Annotated in this window: 10 protein-coding genes and 3 pseudogenes; 3 read left to right on the forward strand and 10 right to left on the reverse strand. The window is 64.3% G+C overall.

What is annotated here, in order from left to right; translation table 11 throughout:
- Positions 1 to 120: 120 nt before the first annotated feature.
- The 6 genes and pseudogenes from moaA to ACRHIG_RS19640 form a co-directional block, all read right to left on the reverse strand.
- Entirely contained in the window at positions 121 to 1,107 is a 987-nt protein-coding gene (gene moaA / locus ACRHIG_RS19615; protein WP_489627577.1) for a GTP 3',8-cyclase MoaA, read from the reverse strand.
- Between the two features lie 102 nt (positions 1,108 to 1,209).
- Positions 1,210 to 1,954 (reverse strand): annotated as a pseudogene (locus ACRHIG_RS19620) (peptidylprolyl isomerase).
- 15 nt (positions 1,955 to 1,969) lie between these two features.
- A pseudogene (gene narI, locus ACRHIG_RS19625) lies at positions 1,970 to 2,655 on the reverse strand (respiratory nitrate reductase subunit gamma).
- A gap of 34 nt (positions 2,656 to 2,689) precedes the next feature.
- Positions 2,690 to 3,358, reverse strand: a complete 669-nt coding sequence (narJ, locus tag ACRHIG_RS19630; protein WP_489630835.1) for a nitrate reductase molybdenum cofactor assembly chaperone — start codon at positions 3,356 to 3,358, stop codon at positions 2,690 to 2,692.
- Positions 3,359 to 3,379: 21 nt separating this feature from the next.
- Positions 3,380 to 4,929 (reverse strand): annotated as a pseudogene (narH, locus tag ACRHIG_RS19635) (nitrate reductase subunit beta).
- Entirely contained in the window at positions 4,926 to 8,633 is a 3,708-nt protein-coding gene (locus ACRHIG_RS19640) for a nitrate reductase subunit alpha (RefSeq protein WP_489627578.1), read from the reverse strand. Before ACRHIG_RS19640 ends, narH begins: the two are co-directional and overlap by 4 nt.
- Before the next feature lie 243 nt (positions 8,634 to 8,876).
- On the opposite strand from ACRHIG_RS19640, the gene ACRHIG_RS19645 reads away from it, so the two are divergent.
- A complete protein-coding gene (locus ACRHIG_RS19645) occupies positions 8,877 to 9,248 on the forward strand; it encodes a ribonucleotide reductase subunit alpha (protein ID WP_489627579.1) in 372 nt (123 codons plus the stop codon).
- Positions 9,249 to 9,363: 115 nt separating this feature from the next.
- On the opposite strand, the gene ACRHIG_RS19650 is transcribed toward ACRHIG_RS19645, so the two are convergent.
- From ACRHIG_RS19650 to ACRHIG_RS19660, 3 genes are read right to left on the reverse strand one after another with little or no spacing between them, the layout of a single operon-like run.
- The gene (locus tag ACRHIG_RS19650) at positions 9,364 to 10,056 is read right to left on the reverse strand and encodes a carbonic anhydrase (RefSeq protein WP_489627580.1); all 693 of its coding nucleotides are present in this window, start codon (positions 10,054 to 10,056) and stop codon (positions 9,364 to 9,366) included.
- Between the two features lie 56 nt (positions 10,057 to 10,112).
- Positions 10,113 to 11,498, reverse strand: coding sequence for a NarK family nitrate/nitrite MFS transporter (locus ACRHIG_RS19655; protein ID WP_489627581.1), 1,386 nt, complete (start codon positions 11,496 to 11,498; stop codon positions 10,113 to 10,115).
- Entirely contained in the window at positions 11,495 to 12,739 is a 1,245-nt protein-coding gene (locus ACRHIG_RS19660; protein WP_489630836.1) for an MFS transporter, read from the reverse strand. The genes ACRHIG_RS19655 and ACRHIG_RS19660 overlap by 4 nt, the downstream gene beginning before the upstream one ends.
- Positions 12,740 to 13,021: 282 nt before the next feature.
- Between ACRHIG_RS19660 and ACRHIG_RS19665 the strand changes: the two genes are divergently transcribed.
- Both ACRHIG_RS19665 and ACRHIG_RS19670 read left to right on the forward strand, forming a co-directional pair.
- A complete protein-coding gene (locus ACRHIG_RS19665; protein ID WP_489627582.1) occupies positions 13,022 to 13,468 on the forward strand; it encodes a GNAT family N-acetyltransferase in 447 nt (148 codons plus the stop codon).
- Between the two features lie 85 nt (positions 13,469 to 13,553).
- Entirely contained in the window at positions 13,554 to 13,931 is a 378-nt protein-coding gene (locus ACRHIG_RS19670) for a SirB2 family protein (protein ID WP_475414850.1), read from the forward strand.
- Positions 13,932 to 13,946: 15 nt separating this feature from the next.
- Here the strand turns inward: ACRHIG_RS19670 and ACRHIG_RS19675 are convergent, their stop codons facing one another.
- Positions 13,947 to 16,409: a TonB-dependent siderophore receptor gene (locus ACRHIG_RS19675; protein WP_489627583.1), complete on the reverse strand. Its 2,463-nt coding sequence runs from the start codon at positions 16,407 to 16,409 to the stop codon at positions 13,947 to 13,949.
- Between the last annotated feature and the right edge of the window lie 44 nt (positions 16,410 to 16,453).

Consider the following 16,453-nt stretch of genomic DNA (forward strand, 5'->3'; position numbering starts at 1 on the left):
CAAGTCAGCGACATCACTCCACCCACAGGCAAAGATCCGGGGTCAGTCCCTGCGGATCGAAATACGGCCCACTGGGACGTATTTCCCCGGCGGGTCTGACCCCAGCAGTGACACATCCACTCAGCCGCCCGTCTGCGCCATGAACCGGATAATCTTGTCCGGCTGCGTATTGAAATCATGCTGCTGCGGCTTCAGTTCGATGGCGGCGCGGATCGCCGCTTCGATCTGCGCATCCGTGGCCCCGCCGCGCAACATGGGGCCAAACGCGAATTTTTCTTCCTGGCCCAGGCACAGGTACAGGGTACCATCGACGGACAGGCGCACGCGGTTGCAGGTGGCGCAAAAATGCTGCGACATGGGCGTGATGAAGCCGATGCTCGAGCGTCCGTCGGGGGTCGCCATATAGCGCGCCGGCCCGCCACCCAGTTCCATCGCCTGCGGCACCAGGCCGAAGCGGGCCGCCAGGCGTTCGCGCACGGGGCCCAGCGGCATGTAGCTGGCATTGCGGCCCGTGCTGCCCATCGGCATGGCTTCGATCAGGCGCAGGATGAACTGCTGCTCGATGCAAAACGCCGCCATGGCCTCGATCTGGCCGTCATTGACGCCCCGCATGGCCACCATATTGATCTTGATCGGATCGAAACCGGCCGCCTTGCCCGCCACCAGGCCATCGAGAATCGGCTGCAGGCTGTCGCGCCCCGTGATCTGCTGCATGCAGGCGCGGTCGAGCGAATCGAGGCTGACGTTGATGCGGTCCACGCCCGCCGCGCGCAAGGCCGCGGCATGCTTGCCCAGCTGGGTGGCGTTGGTCGACAGCGACAGGTCGTCCAGACCGGGCAGCGCGGACAGCCTTTGCGCCAGCTGCGGCAGGTTGCGCCGCAACAGGGGCTCGCCGCCCGTCAGGCGCACGCGGCGCGTGCCGAGACGCACAAAAATTCCCAGCAGGCGCTCGATCTCGTCGAACGTCAGCCAGTCCTTCGGCTCCTCGAAGCCGCGAAAACCCTTGGGCATGCAATAACCGCAGCGCAAATCGCAGCGGTCGGTGACGGACAGCCGCACATAATCGATCGAACGTCCAAAACGGTCCTGCAACTTGACGCTACCCATGACGCTACTCCTGATTCTTCCGTGATTGTAAAGGCTGGGGCACGATCTGGCTGTGCCCCAGAAGGCCTAGCGGCCTACGCCTTTTTAGCTACGCATTTCTACTTACTGAACCAGCGGACTGGCTGTGCCTTCCAGCTCGATGCCGGCGATGTCCGCGCGCCCCACCAGCAAGTGCAGGTACTGGTGCACGGCGCGCTGCCACGCCGCCCGCGCCAGCCGGTCGGCGATCTGCGCCTGCACGGCTTCGTAGGCGATGGCCTGGCCTTCGACCCGGCGCTGCACCTGCACGATGTGGTAGCCGAAGCGCGTTTCCAGCAAGTGGCCGGCCAGCGCGCCCTCTTCCAGGCGGAACACGAGGGCGTCGAATTCCGGCACGCTCTGGCCCGGCGACAGCTGGCCCAGGCTCCCACCCAGGGCGCCGGACGGGCAGTTCGAGTACTGCGCCGCCAGTTCGGCGAAGCGCTCGGGCGCCAGTTTCAGGGCGTCGAGCACGGCTTGCGCCGTCGTGCGCAGCAGCTCCAGGGCGCTTCCGGCGTCACCTGAAACAGGATGTGGCGCGCCTCGACCAGCGCGCCGCTGCGAAACAACTGCGGGCGCTGTGCATAAAGGTGCGGCAAGCCGCATCGTCGGCGGGCGGCACGCGCACTTCCTGCGCGAACAGCGCCTCGATGCGGTCGTCATCGCTGCCGCCCTGCACGCCGAGGCGTCCGGCCTCGTCCAGCAGCAGCCGGCGCAGCACCAGTTCATGCACGGCCTGTTTCAGCGGATTGCCGGCACCGTCGTGATGCGGCAATTCCTGCGCGATGTCGGCATCATCGATGTCGATGCCATTGACGGAGATTCCCATGATGTGACTCCTTTCTTAACGGCGGCGCACCAGTTGATAGGCGCGGCCAAGGTAAGCAACAGCGCCAAAGCCGCTCCACACATGCACCAGGCGGGTGAACGGGAAGATGACGAACAGCGACATGCCCATGAACAGGTGCAGCTTGAACACCAGCGGCGCATCGACGATGAAGCTGGCGGCGTCGCCGCGGAAGGTGACGATGTGCTGCGCCCAGTTCATCAGCAAGACCATCATGTGGCCATCCATATGCGAAGCCGACACAAAGATAGACGACAGGCCCAGCAGCAAGGTCAGCAGGATCCACAGCATCACCAGCTTGTCGCCGGCCGTGGTGACGGCGCGCAGTCGTGCATTGCCGAAGCGGCGCGTCAGCAGGATCAGGATGCCGGCCAGGCACAGGCCGCCCATCACGCCGCCGGCCGCCATGGCCACGCCCTGCTTCAGGCTATGCGACACGCCCAAGGTATCCCACACCCAGACCGGGGTGAGCAAGCCGGCCGCATGGCCGAACAGCAGGCCGATGATGCCGATGTGGAACAGGATATTGCCCAGGCGCAGGCTGCCGCGGTGCAGCAGCTGGCTGGAATCGGACTTCCACGTGTATTGCTCGCGGTCGAAACGGATCAGGCTGCCGAGAAAAAGATGGCCAGCGCGATGTATGGATAGATGCCATACACAAATTGATGCAAATAATTACTCATGATGTACTCTCCTCATGCGGGCGCAGTGGGCCAGTTAGGCGGCGCGCCGCGGCTGCGGGTGAAAATGCACGGGATGGACGCCGCCCGGGACCTGGCCCAGACCTTGGCCCGGACCTTGGCGCAGCAGCGGCTCGACGCCGTCCGCACCGGGACCGAAGGTTTCCAGCGCTTCGTCCATGTCGCGCACCGGCGGTTCGGCCAGCATTTCTGCCGCCACGGGGCTCAGGCGTTCGAGCACGGTGAAGACGGGCGCATACGGGCTGCCGTTGGCCGCCAGCTTGCGGCCGATGTGCGCCAGCACGTGGACGGCGTCGCCCAGCAGCGGCGCCGAGACTGCCTCGTCGAGCTGCGCCAAAAACTCCAGGAACAACGGCACGAAGTCGGGCAAGTCGTCGCCCACCATCTGCAGGCCGTGGCGCTTGTATTCCTCCATCAGGTCGACCATGGCCTGGCCCCGGTCGCGCGATTCGCCGTGAATATGCTCGAACAGGTGCAGCGAGTGCGAGGGATTGCGGTCGAAGGTGGCCACGTACTGCTGCTGCAGGTCGATCAGGCTGCTGCTTTCCAGGTGCGCCAGCAAGGGCCGCAACAGCGCGTGCTGCTGCGGCACGGCCGCCAGCGCGGCCTCCAGTTGCGGCAGGTGCGCGATCAGCTCGGGCTCCGGGTACAGCAGCAGGCGCGACAGGACTTGATAGTGATGCATAGCGTGTGTCATATCGTCTCCTTAGGCGCCAGGCGCCGTTTTGCGCGACTTCGGCATCTGCATGAAGATGGCCGAACCGTGTTTTTCTTGCCGAACAAGGTCGGCTCGCTGCTGCCGTCCGAGCAGCCGTTGCCGAAGCTGAAGCCGCACGAACCCTTCTCGTTGAAGCTGTCCTCGGCCATTTCCTTGTGGCTGCTGGGGATGACGAAGCGGTCTTCGTAATTGGCGATGGCCATGATGTGGTACATGTCCTCCACCTGCGCCTGGGTCAATCCCACCTGTTTCAGCACCGTGAGGTTCTCCACCTTCTCGACCGTCTTGCTGCGCATGTAGGCACGCATGGCCAGCATGCGGTCCAGCGCAGTGACGATGGGAGGCTGGTCGCCGGCCGTCAGCAGATTGGCCAGGTACTGCACGGGAATGCGCAGGCTTTGGGTGTCCGGCAGCATGCCGTTCACGCCCAGCTTGCCCGATTCGGCGGCCGCCTGGATCGGCGACAGGGGCGGCACGTACCACACCATCGGCAAGGTGCGGTATTCGGGATGCAGCGGGAACGCCACCTTCCACTCGACGGCCATCTTGTAGACGGGCGACTTGACGGCCGCATCGAGCCAAAGGTCCGGGATGCCCTGGCGGCGCGCCTCGGCGATGATGGCCGGGTCGTGCGGATCGAGGAACAGGTCCAATTGCGCCTGGTACAGGTCCTGCTCCTGCGGCACGGAGGCGGCAGCCTCGATCTTGTCGGCGTCGTACAGCAGCACGCCCAGGTAGCGGATGCGGCCCACGCACGTTTCCGAGCACACGGTAGGCTGGCCCGCCTCGATGCGGGGGAAGCAGAACGTGCACTTCTCCGCCTTGCCGGACGACCAATTGTAGTAAATCTTCTTGTACGGGCAACCGGAGATGCACATGCGCCAGCCGCGGCACTTGTCCTGGTCGATCAGCACGATGCCGTCGTCTTCGCGCTTGTACACGGAGCCGGACGGGCAAGACGCCACGCACGTCGGGTTGAGGCAATGCTCGCACAGGCGCGGCAAGTACATCATGAAGGTGTTTTCGAAGGTGCCGTACATCTCCTTCTGCATGTTGTCGAACAGCTTATCCTTGCTGCGCTGGGCAAACTCGCCGCCCAGGTCATCTTCCCAGTTCGGGCCCCACTCGATTTTCTCCATCTTTTTCCCCGTCAGCACGGAGATCGGACGGGCCGTCGGCGGCGTCTGCGACAGCGGCGCGCTTTGCAGGTGCTCGTAGTCGTAGGTGAACGGCTCGTAGTACTCGTCGATGGCGGGCAGGTTCGGGTTGGCGAAGATATTGGCCAGGATCTTCAAGCGGCTGCCCTGGCGCGGCTCGATCTTGCCAGCGTCCGTGCGGCGCCAGCCGCCATTCCACTTGTCCTGGTTTTCCCACTGCTTCGGATAGCCGATGCCGGGCTTGGTTTCCACGTTATTGAACCATGCGTACTCGACGCCGTCGCGGCTGGTCCACACGTTCTTGCAGGTGACGGAACAGGTGTGGCAGCCGATGCACTTGTCCAGGTTCAGCACCATGCCGATTTGCGCTCTGATTTTCATACCATGCTCCCGTCTTCTGTTTCCAATGGCCCTTCGAGCCAGTCGACCTTGTTCATCTTGCGCACCAATACGAATTCATCGCGGTTGGAGCCCACCGTGCCGTAGTAATTGAAGCCGTAGGCCAGCTGGGCGTAGCCGCCGATCATGTGCGTCGGCTTGGGCACGGCGCGCGTCACCGAGTTATGGATGCCGCCCCGCTTGCCCGTCATCTCCGCGCCGGGCACGTTGATGATCTTTTCCTGGGCGTGGTACATCATCGTCATGCCGGCCGGGATGCGCTGGCTGACGATGGCGCGCGCCGTCAGGCTGCCGTTCACGTTGAAGACCTCGATCCAGTCGTTGTCGACGATGCCGGCAGCTTGCGCGTCGGTCTCCGACAGCCACACGTGCGGTCCGCCGCGCGACAGGGTCAGCATGCGCAGGTTGTCCGAATACGTGGAGTGGATGCCCCATTTCTGGTGCGGCGTCAAAAAGTTCAGCGCCAGTTCCTTGTTGCCGTTCGGCTTGGTGCCCAGCAACGCTTCCGTCGTCTTCGTGTTGATGGCCGGCTTGTACACGCACAGTCCCTCGCCGAAGTCGCGCATCCACAGGTGATCCTGGTAGAACTGCTGGCGGCCCGTCAGGGTGCGCCATGGGATCAGTTCATGCACGTTGGTATAGCCGGCCGTGTAGCTGACTTCCTCGCTTTCCAGGCCCGACCAGGTGGGCGAGGAAATGATCTTGCGCGGCTGCGCCTGCACGTCGCGGAAACGGATGCTGTCATGCTCGCGCGGCAGCGCCAGATGCGTGTGCTCGCGTCCCGTGATGGCGGACAGCGCGGCCCAGGCCTTGACGGCCACGTGGCCATTCGTTTCCGGCGCCAGCGACAGGATCATCTCGGCCGCATCGATGGCCGTATCGAGGCGCGGCTGGCCCTTCGACACGCCTTCATCGAGCACCGTGCGGTTGATGCCGCGCAGGACCTCGACTTCATGGCCCGTCTTCCAGGAAATGCCCTTGCCGCCATTGCCGATGGTTTCCAGCAGCGGTCCGACCGAGGTGAACTTCTTGTAGACGTCGCGGTAATTGCGCTCGACCACCGTCATGTTCGGCATGGTCTTGCCGGGAATCGCATCGCATTCGCCGGCGCGCCAATCCTTGGGATCGAAGGGCTGGCCCAGTTCGCCCGGCGTGTCGTGCATCAGCGGCGTGAGGATGATGTCTTGCTGGGTGCCCAGCAGTTCGCCGCCGATTTCCGAGAATTTCTCGGCCAGCCCCTTGTAGATTTCCCAGTCCGACTTCGATTGCCACAGAGGCTGCACGGCTTCGGACAGCGGATGGATGAACGGATGCATGTCCGACGTATTCAGATCGTCCTTTTCGTACCAGGTGGCCGTCGGCAGCACCACGTCGCCGTACAGGCAGGTGGTCGACATGCGGAAGTCCAGCACCACCAGCAGATCGAGCTTGCCTTCGGCGGCCGGGCGCACTTTCACCTGCTTCGGCGTGATGCAGTCGTCTTCGTCGCTGAGCAAGCCGTTCTGCGTGCCCAGCAGGTATTTCAGGAAGTATTCGTGACCCTTGCCCGAGCTGCCCAGGATGTTCGAGCGCCAGACAAACATATTGCGCGGGAAGTTGGCCGGGTTGTCCGGATCGTCGCACGAAAACTGCAGCTGGCCCGCCTTGATCTGGTCGAGCGCATACGCGGCCGGCGCCTGCCCTGCCGCCTTGGCGGCCTTGGCCACTTCCAGCGGATTGGTCTGCAGCTGCGGCGCCGATGGCAGCCAGCCCATGCGCTCGGCCTTGGCGTTGTAATCGAGCAGGGTCAGGTCGCCCGTGCCGCCGGCCGCCGATGGCGAGGCGATGTCGCCCGTCTCCAGCTTCTCGTGGCGCCACTGGCTCGTGTGGGCATAGAAGAACGAGGTGCCGTTCATCTGGCGCATCGGGCGCACCCAGTCCTGGGCGAAGGCCAGAGGCGTCCAGCCCGTTTGCGGACGCAGTTTTTCCTGGCCCACGTAATGGGCCCAGCCGCCGCCGGACTGGCCGATACAGCCGCACATCATCAGCATGTTGATGATGCCGCGGTAGGTCATGTCCATGTGGTACCAGTGATTCAGGCCGGCGCCCACGATGACCATGCTCTTGCCGCGCGTCTGGTCCGCGTTTTCCGCGAACTGGCGCGCCACGGTGATGACGTCGGCGCGTTTCACGCCCGTGTGCTTTTCCTGCCACGCGGGGGTGTACGGCACGTCGTCGTCATAGCTTTCCGCCACGTTTTCGCCGCCCAGGCCACGGTCGATGCCGTAGTTGGCCAGGGTCAGGTCGAACACCGTGGTGACGAGGCCCGTCGTGCCGTCGGCCAGGCGGATGGTTTTCACCGGCACCTTGCGCAGCAGCATGTCGGACGCGTCCTTGCCGCCGAAGTAGGCAAAACCCACTTCCGTGACGGCGTCGCTGTCGTTGATCATGGAGAGCATCGGCACGATGGGCGCGCCGCTGCCGCCCGCCTTCTGTTCCAGGTTCCACTTGCCCGACTCGCCCCAGCGGAAGCCGATGGAGCCGGCCGGCGCCGTGATCGCACCCGTGGTTTCGTCGATGACGAGGGTTTTCCATTCCGGATTGTTGGTTTCGTCGAGGTTGTTGTCCAGGTGCGAAGCGCGCAGGAAGTAATCGGGCACCAGAGTGCCGTTATGCTCCTTGAGCAGCACCAGCATGGGGAAGTCCGTGTACTGGCGCGCATAGTCGCGGAAGTAGGCGCTCTGCCCTTCCGAGTGGAATTCCTTGAGGATGACGTGGCCCATGGCCAGCGCCAGCGCGGCGTCCGTGCCCTGTTTCGGCGCCAGCCAGATGTCGCCGAACTTCACCATTTCGCCGTAATCGGGCGAGATGGCCACGGTTTTCGTGCCCTTGTAGCGCACTTCCGTGTAGAAGTGGGCGTCGGGTGTGCGCGTCATCGGCACGTTCGAGCCCCACACCATCAGATAGGTCGAGTTGTACCAGTCGGCCGATTCCGGCACGTCCGTCTGCTCGCCCCACACTTGCGGGCTGGCCGGCGGCAAGTCGCAGTACCAGTCGTAGAAGCTCAGGGCCACGCCGCCGATCAGCGACAGGTAGCGCGTGCCGGAAGCATAGCTGACCATGGACATGGCGGGAATCGGCGAGAAGCCGACGATGCGGTCCGGGCCGTATTTCTTGATCGTCAGCGCGTTCGCGGCGGCGATGATTTCATTCGATTCTTCCCACGTGGCGCGCACGAAGCCGCCCAGGCCGCGGATGGATTTGTATTGCTGCGAGCGCACGGGGTCCTGGCTGATCCAGTCCCAGGCCGTGACGGGGTCCATGGTCTTGCGCGCTTCGCGCCACATTTCCATCAGGCGGCCCCGCACCATCGGGTATTTCACGCGCTGGGCCGAATACACGTACCAGGAATAGCTGGCGCCGCGCGGGCAGCCGCGCGGTTCGTGGTTGGGCAGGTCGGGGCGCGTGCGCGGGTAATCGGTTTGCTGGGTTTCCCAGGTGATCAGGCCATTCTTGACGTACACCTTCCAGCTGCACGAGCCGGTACAGTTCACGCCATGCGTGGAACGCACGATCTTGTCGTGCTGCCAGCGCTGGCGGTAGGCGTTTTCCCAGGTGCGGTCTTCATCGACCACGGTGCCATGGCCGTTCGAGAACGGCTCGGCGGGCTTGCTAAAAAATTTAAGACGGTCCAGAAAGTGACTCATGCTACCTCCACATTGCGCCGCCGGAGCGGCGCCAGGTCATAAAAACGCTGCAAGCCGGATGGCCCACGCGTCGATACAAACAGTCTATCGACGCGCCGTGCCCGGCGGTATTGGCAAGAAGTCGGTTTCCGGCACCAGGAATGCATAGGCGCGTAGTCACCCGGATAGTCACTCTTGCCTATGGGCGGCAAGGCGGCGCTGCGGTATACCTGTCGTCATCGTTCAACACAGAGAAAGAGCACCATGTCGATTACCGATTACGCCAGCCTGCTGCACAGCGCCCGCAACCAGGAGCAGCCGCAACGCCTGCTGTTCACCTTTACCCAGGCGCAGGCCCAGCCTGGCGGCCAGGGCAAGTCCCTCACGCCCGTGATGTGCGCCGACAAGCTGCCCGAGGAACTGGACAGCTTCGAAACATTGAAGGAGGAGTCGAAACAGATGCAGACGCACTGGGACGTGGTCTTCGTGGCGGGACTGGCGGGTCGCGAGGGCCAGCCGCCAGCCGCGCAGGAATGCGAAGCGCCCCTGCGCGCCATGGTGACGGCCATCGAGCAAGGCCGCATCGACAGCCTGCTGGCGTTTGACCGCAGCGGGGATTTATTGCGTTTTAGCTGAGGGAACTTGTCGGATTACGCCCTGCGGCCTCGGCGGCCCCGCCTAATCCGACCTGCCAGATGTAGGTCGGATTAGCGTAGCGTAATCCGACACATTGTTGGCGCCACGTTTCGGATTACCTGACCGCATCCGGCCAAGGGCGCTCATGCAGATGACGCGCCCGCTCGATCGGACAGACGAGCGGCAAAAACTGCTGCTGGCGCGCCGAATACGCCATCAGGGCCCCGCTGTCGATGTCGAAATACCAGCCATGCAGTTTCAACACCCCCTGCTCCACCCGGCGTTTCAGCCACGGATAGGTCAGCAGGTTGTCCAGCGACTGCAGGATGCTGGCCAGCTCGCACGCATGGTGCTGTTCGTCCGACGAGCGGTGCGCCAGCTCGCGCCGCACGCGCTGCGCCACCGGTTCGGCGATGCGCATCCACTGTCCCACGAAGTCCGTTTCCTGGCCTTCCGCGCGCGGCTGCGGTTCCAGCAGCGCGCGGATGCCGCCGCAGCGCGCATGGCCCAGCACGATGACCCTGGCCACTTCCAGCTTGCAGACGGCGAACTCGATGGCCGAACTGACGCCGGGCGGCGCGTCGGGCGTGCACGGCGGCACCAGGTTGGCGATATTGCGCACGACGAACATGTCGCCCGGGTCGCTGCCCGTCAGCAGCATGGGATCGACGCGAGAATCGCAGCAGCCGATCAGCAAGGTCGAGGGCCGCTGCCCGTCGCGCAGGCTGTCGTACAAGGTTTGCGGCTCGCTGAAATACTGCTGCTGAAACAGGCTGAAGCCGTTGACGAATTTTTCCAGTTCTTCCATGACATACTCTCATTTCCTCAACGTCTGGCAAGAACGACTTGCCAGACATTCCAACTTTAGCAAGGCATCGGCGCATTCTTGCGCGCATAGCACCACCAGGTGATCGCGATGCAGCTGACATAAAAGCCGATGAAGCACCACAGGGCCGCGTCGGGGCTGCCCGTCAGCGCGATCGAGGTGCCATAGCTTTTCGGGATGAAGAAGGCGCCGTAGGCCGCCACGGCCGACGTGAAGCCCAGCACGGCCGCGCCTTCCTTGTTGGCGTCGACGATGGCCTGCTCCTGCGCCGACTTGCCCTTGCCGGCGGCCGCGCGCTGGTGCTCCGTCAGGAAGATCACGGGAATCATGCGGAAGGTCGACGCATTGCCGATGCCCGTGCCGGCGAAAAGCAGCATGAACATCCAGAAGAAGCCACTAAAACTACCACCCACGCCGGCTTGCGGCATGAAGTACAGCACACCCAGCACGGCGCCTATCATCAAGAGGAACGACCACAGGGTGACGCGGGCGCCGCCCAGTTTATCGGAAATCACGCCGCCGGCGACACGCGCCAGGGCGCCGACCAACGGTCCCAGGAAGGCGTAATCGAGCGGGTTGACGTCGGGGAACTGGATCTTGATCAGCAGCGGAAACGCGGCCGAGTAACCGATGAAGGAGCCGAAGGTGCCCGTATACAGCCAGCACATGAGCCAGTTGTGCTTGCGCTTGAAGATCACGGCCTGTTCGGAAAACGAGGCCTTGGCCGATGCCAGGTCATTCATGCCGAACCAGGCCAGCAAGGTGGACAGCGCGATGAACGGCACCCAGATGAAGCCCGCGTTTTGCAGCCACATCTCCTTGCTCACGCCATTCTTGACCCAGGTGAGCGAATCGCCGCCCCAGGCGCCGAAGACGGCGAAGGTGATCACCAGCGGCACGACGAACTGCACCACCGATACGCCCAGGTTGCCCAGGCCCGCATTCATGCCCAGCGCGAAGCCCTTGCTGGCCTTCGGATAGAAAAAGCTGATGTTGGCCATCGACGAGGCGAAATTGCCGCCGCCGAAGCCGCACAGCAGCGCCAGGATCAGCATGGTCGGATAACCGGTGTTCACGTCCTGCACGGCCAGGCCGATGCCGATGGCGGGAATCAGCAGCGAACCCGTGGAAATGGCCGTCCAGCGGCGGCCGCCGAAGATCGGCACCATGAACGAGTAAAAGATGCGCAAGGTGGCGCCGGACAGGCCCGGCAAGGCCGTCAGCCAGAACAGCTGGTTGTTACTGTAGGTAAAACCGATGTTGGGCAGGTTGACCACCACCACGCTCCACACCATCCACACGGCGAACGCCAGCAGCAGCGCGGGGATCGAGATCCACAGATTGCGCGCGGCCGTGGCCTTGCCCGTGTTTTGCCAGAAACTGGGAATCTCAGGCTCCCAGGTATTGATCATATAGCGGCTCATGCTTTAACTCCTGCAGGTTGAGTAGTTGGTGCCGCGCGCAGCGGCTTGAACGAGAAATGCATCCAGACGAGGGAAACGCAGACGGTGCCGTACAGGAGCATGAAGGAGCTCGAACGCACGCCCGTGAAGTCCACCAGGGCGCCGAACATCACGGGCAGGATGAAGCCGCCCAGGCCGCCGGCCAGACCCACCACGCCCGAGACGGCGCCAATGTTGTCGGAAAAATCATCGCCGATGAACTTGAAGACGGATGCCTTGCCGACAGCCATGGCGATGCCGACGATGAACAGCAGCACGGTGAACCACAGCGGCGACAGACCGATATGGAAGGCCAGCGGCCCCGTGACGGTCTCGATCACCATCTGCGTTTGCGGATACGACAGCAGGAAGAAGCACACCCAGCACACCCACATCACGGCCCAGGTGACTTTCGCCGCACCGTATTTGTCGGAGATCCAGCCGCCCACCGCGCGCAGCACGCCGCCCGGCAGCGAGAAGCAGGCGGCCAGCAGCGCCGCGTGCTTCAAGTCAAAGCCATATTCGGCCACGTAGTACTTCGTCATCCACAGGGCCAGCGCCACGTAGCCGCCGAACACCACAGAGTAGTACTGGCAGTAGCGCCACACGCGCGGATCCTTCAGCACCTTCATCTGCGCCGAAAAACTTTCGCCCGATGGCGCCAGGTGCGATTTGTCCGTGTACGAAAACAGCCAGAAGATGATGGCCGTGGCCAGCATGGCCACCGCATACACCTTGGGCAGCATCTGCCAGCCGAAGGCGGCGACGATGCCGGGCGCGACGAACTTGGTCAGCGCGGAACCGGAGTTACCGGCGCCGAAGATGCCCATCGCCAGGCCGCGGCGCTCCTTCTCGTACCAGCGCGCCACGTACGGCGTGCCGACGGAAAACGAGCCGCCCGCCAGGCCCACGAACATGCCCAGCACGAGGAAATGCCAGTAGGCGGTGGCGTAGGAGATCAGGTAGATCGGCACCACGCTGGCCAGCATCAGCCAGAAGAAGACGCGGCGTCCGCCGTATTTGTCCGTCCAGATGCCCAATGGCACCCGCACGAGGGAGCCCGTCAGCACGGGCATGGCGGCCAGCAGGCCGAATTGCGTTTCAGTCAAACCCAGGCTGGTCTTGATGGGGATGCCCAGTACGGCAAACATCATCCAGACTGCAAAGCAGATGGTAAATGCAAAGGTACTGCTGATCAATACGGACGCCTGCTTGCGCCGCATGCCCGGTTCGACTGCCTTGTTACTACTGTTGTTCTTAGTGCCATCTAGGGTAGCCACGATGTTTCTCCATGAATGCACTGGCCGTCTGGCCAGCCGTCCCGACCAGCTTACGTGGCAGCGGCGAAAGGCACTATCGGCCACAGGGTGATTCCGGGAAGGCAATCTGGATAGCCGCATCGGCAAAAGTGACTAGATGGCGGGGTGCGCGCCTAGCCTGGATGGCGGGTGTTTTACAAACCGGCGCATTTTTGGCACACTCGGCGCCTGGAGAAAAGGAACGGCATGCAGAACAGGCACGAAACAGACGAGATCATCACCCGCGCGGCCCAGGCTGGCGATGTGGCAGCCATGCTGGCTTGCGACGCCTATGCCCAGGCGCACCCGGAGCGCGGCGAGGCAGTACGCGCCGCTGTCGGCCAGGGCCGCTGCCAGGTGACCATCCGGGCCGGTCAGGTGGCCGGCTATGTCCTCACGCACGGCGACTTCTTCGGCCACGATTTTGTCTCGCTGGTGGTGGTCGCGCCCGCGCACCAGCGCTGCGGCGTGGGACGGCGCCTGCTGGCGGCCGCCGCGGAAGCGTGCCAGACAGGGAAGCTATTCACCTCGACGAACCAGTCCAACGCCGCCGCGCAAGGGCTGTTCGCCGGCGCGGGTTTCGTGCGCAGCGGCCGGATCGACCATCTCGACGAGGGCGATCCGGAACTCGTCTACGTCAAATTCCTGCCTTAGGCCCGTCTCATCCCGACGGCGTATGGCGCAGGATGCCAAAGGCGGCTATGCTGGCGCCACCGTCAATCACCGTACAACATCACGCATGGATTATCTGAGCCTCAAGCATTTCCACATGGGCTGCGCCGCCGCCAGCGGCGCGCTGTTCCTCTTGCGCGGCGCCTGGATGCTGCGCGCCTCGCCCGCCTTGCAGCAGCGCTGGGTGAAAATCCTGCCGCACCTGATCGACACGGCCCTGCTGGCCAGCGCCATCGCCCTCGCCGTGTGGAGCGGACAGTCGCCGGGCAGCCAGCCCTGGCTGGCCGCCAAGCTGTGCGCGCTGGTGGCCTACATCGTGCTGGGCACCATCGCCCTGAAGCGGGGCAAGACGCCGGCCGTGCGCGGCGCCGCCTTCGCGCTCGCCGTGCTGGTCTTCGCCTACATCGTCGCCGTGGCCGTCACCAAGCAGGCCTGGCCGCTGTAGCACCAGGCAAGCGCATCAGAAGAGGTAGCGCAGGGTAACGCTGGCGTTGCGCGGCGCGCCCCAGTACCCCTGGTTGTACATGCCGAGCTGGCTGTAGTAATGTTTGTCGAACAGGTTGTTGACGTTCGCCTGCAAGGACAGCTGGCGCGACAGCGCGTATTTCGCCATCAGGCTGGCCACGGCATAGCCGCCCTGCTCCACGCGCTCGACACCGTTCGGTCCCGTGGCATCGCGGTAGGCGCCGCTCTGCCAGTTCACGCCGCCGCCCACGGACAAGGCGCGCCAGCCGCCTGGCAGCTGGTACGTGGAAGACACGCGCGCCAGGGTCTGCGGCACATAGCTGTTCAGACGCGCGCCCGTGTTGTCCTCGGCCGCCGCGTGCGACACGCTGGCCGAGACGTTCCAGCCCTGCGCCAGCTCGCCCGACACGTCCAGTTCCACGCCCTTGCTGGTGATGCCCGCTGCCGCGTAGTACGCCTGCGTCAGGGAGTTGCCGACAAAATGGCCCGTGTCTTCCTGCGCCAGCCCATCTTGCGCGATACGGAACACGGCCAGCGCCGCATTGAGCTTGCCGCCGAAATACTCGCCCTTCACGCCCGCTTCCACATTCCTGCCCTGCACGGGGTCGAGATAGCGGCCAAACCGGTCCTGATAGCCCTGCGGCTTGAAGATCTTGCTATAGCTGGTGTACAGCGCATGCTGCTGGTCGATATCCCATACCAGCCCCGCATACGGCGTGACGGCATGCTTGGCATACGCGTAGCCGCCGCCCCAGTCGTCGACGTGGTCAGCCTTGTAGCGGCTGTAGCGTGCGCCGACGATCAGCTTCAAGGGATCGGCCAGCGAAAAGCGTGCCGTGCCGTAGATGCCGCGCTGCTGCACCGTGTCGAGCAGCTTCCAGCGCGAGAAATTCGGGTCGTTCCAGTCCGGCTCCGGCGTCACGCCCTGCCACTGATGGAAATTGCCGTAGTCGACGCTGCCGCCGGCAATGCCGGGGTTGCTGGCGAACTGGTTGCTGCCCGAGACGCCGAACGCCAGGTCGTGCGTGCGGCCCAGCAGCTGCAGCGGCCCCTGTACATAGGCGTCGACGCTGTCCTGGCGACGCGTGCCCGAGTAAAAGCCGGCGTAGCCCGTCACGCCCTGGCCCGTGGCCTTGTCCGGCCAGGTATTGGCGAAGAGCTCGGCCGCCGAGTAATTGCCCCAGCCATGATTCAGCATGGCCGTCAGGTTCCAGCCCTTGCCCAGTTCCTGCTCCAGGCGCAGGAAGGCAGTCTGGCTGGTGCTGAACCAGCGGCTCCAGGTGGTGGCCGTGGTGGCGGAGCGGGACAAGGTGGCGCGCTCGCCATCCGCATACCACAGCGGCAGGCCGCCATACATGCCGCCGCGCGGGCGGTTGTCCTGGTATTCATAGCCGGCGATCAGCACGCTGCCGGGCGCCAGATCCGCCTCCACGGTGGCGTAGGCCATGGCCTTCTTGCCATGATACAGATTCACATACGATTCGCTGTCCTGGTAGCTGGCCACGACGCGGCCGCGCACCTTGCCATCGGCACTCAGGGGTGTGGACAGGTCCGCGCTGGCGCGCGCATTCCGCCAGGAACCCAGGCTCAGGGCCGCCGCGCCGGCCAGCTGCGTCGACGACGCGCGCTTGCGCACCAGGTTGATGGTAGCCGACGGTTCGCCCGCGCCCGTCAGCAGGCCCGTGGCGCCGCGCACGATCTCGACCCGGTCGTAGGCCGTCATGTCCAGCGTGCTGTCGCCCACATTGAACGCATTGTCGACCGTGGTGGGAATGCCGTCGTACTGGTAGCTGGCGATGGAAAAGCCGCGCGCGAAGAACGAAGTGCGGTCGCTGTCGTAGCGGTTGATGGCGATGCCAGCCGCGTTTTGCAGCACCTCTTCCACCGTTTGCAGGTTCTGGTCATCCATCTGCTGGCGCGTCACCACGCTGACGGCTTGCGGCGTTTCGCGCACGGACAAGCCCAGGCGCGTGGCCGAGCGCATGCTCTGCGTCGTATAGGCGCCGCTGCCTTCCGTCGCGCCGTTCACATCGGCGCGGGCGGTGACCTTCATCTCGGGCATGGTCTGGCCGCCCTCGGCCGCTGCCGCGTCGAGCACATAACCGCCATTTGCCTGCGGCACGGCGCGCAAGCCCGAGCCGGCGACGATGGCGCCCAGCGCTTCGGCCACGCTGTAGCTGCCCGCCAGGCCTGCGCTGCGCTTGCCCGCCAAGGCGGCGGCCTGGTAGGAAATCATGGTGCCCGTCTCCTGGCCGAAGCGCACCAGCACCTGTTCCAGGGAGCCGGCAGGTATCGCCAGCGCGATGCGCGCCGCATTCGCGGCCTGCGCGGCAGGAGCCAAGATGGAAGCGCCGCTGGCGGCGAGCAGCCACAGGGCCTGACTGACGGCCAGCGCCGCCACGCTGCGGCGGCAGGTACGGGAAGCGGAAGAAGCGTGAATAAAGGTTGTGCTGGGCATGCGGACTGTTTTCCTGAAAGTGAATGAAGGGTTCACTGGCTATG

It is taken from the genome of Janthinobacterium sp. C22 (genome assembly GCF_057919405.1).

Coding starts and splice junctions, on each gene's coding strand:
- ACRHIG_RS19660 (WP_489630836.1), bottom strand. CDS start 12,739: ATGCGGCGCAAGCAGGCGTCCGTATTGATCAGCAGTACCTTTGCATTT.
- ACRHIG_RS19665 (WP_489627582.1), top strand. CDS start 13,022: ATGCAGAACAGGCACGAAACAGACGAGATCATCACCCGCGCGGCCCAG.
- ACRHIG_RS19645 (WP_489627579.1), top strand. CDS start 8,877: ATGTCGATTACCGATTACGCCAGCCTGCTGCACAGCGCCCGCAACCAG.
- moaA (WP_489627577.1), bottom strand. CDS start 1,107: ATGGGTAGCGTCAAGTTGCAGGACCGTTTTGGACGTTCGATCGATTAT.
- ACRHIG_RS19675 (WP_489627583.1), bottom strand. CDS start 16,409: ATGCCCAGCACAACCTTTATTCACGCTTCTTCCGCTTCCCGTACCTGC.
- ACRHIG_RS19640 (WP_489627578.1), bottom strand. CDS start 8,633: ATGAGTCACTTTCTGGACCGTCTTAAATTTTTTAGCAAGCCCGCCGAG.
- ACRHIG_RS19655 (WP_489627581.1), bottom strand. CDS start 11,498: ATGAGCCGCTATATGATCAATACCTGGGAGCCTGAGATTCCCAGTTTC.
- ACRHIG_RS19650 (WP_489627580.1), bottom strand. CDS start 10,056: ATGGAAGAACTGGAAAAATTCGTCAACGGCTTCAGCCTGTTTCAGCAG.
- narJ (WP_489630835.1), bottom strand. CDS start 3,358: ATGCATCACTATCAAGTCCTGTCGCGCCTGCTGCTGTACCCGGAGCCC.
- ACRHIG_RS19670 (WP_475414850.1), top strand. CDS start 13,554: ATGGATTATCTGAGCCTCAAGCATTTCCACATGGGCTGCGCCGCCGCC.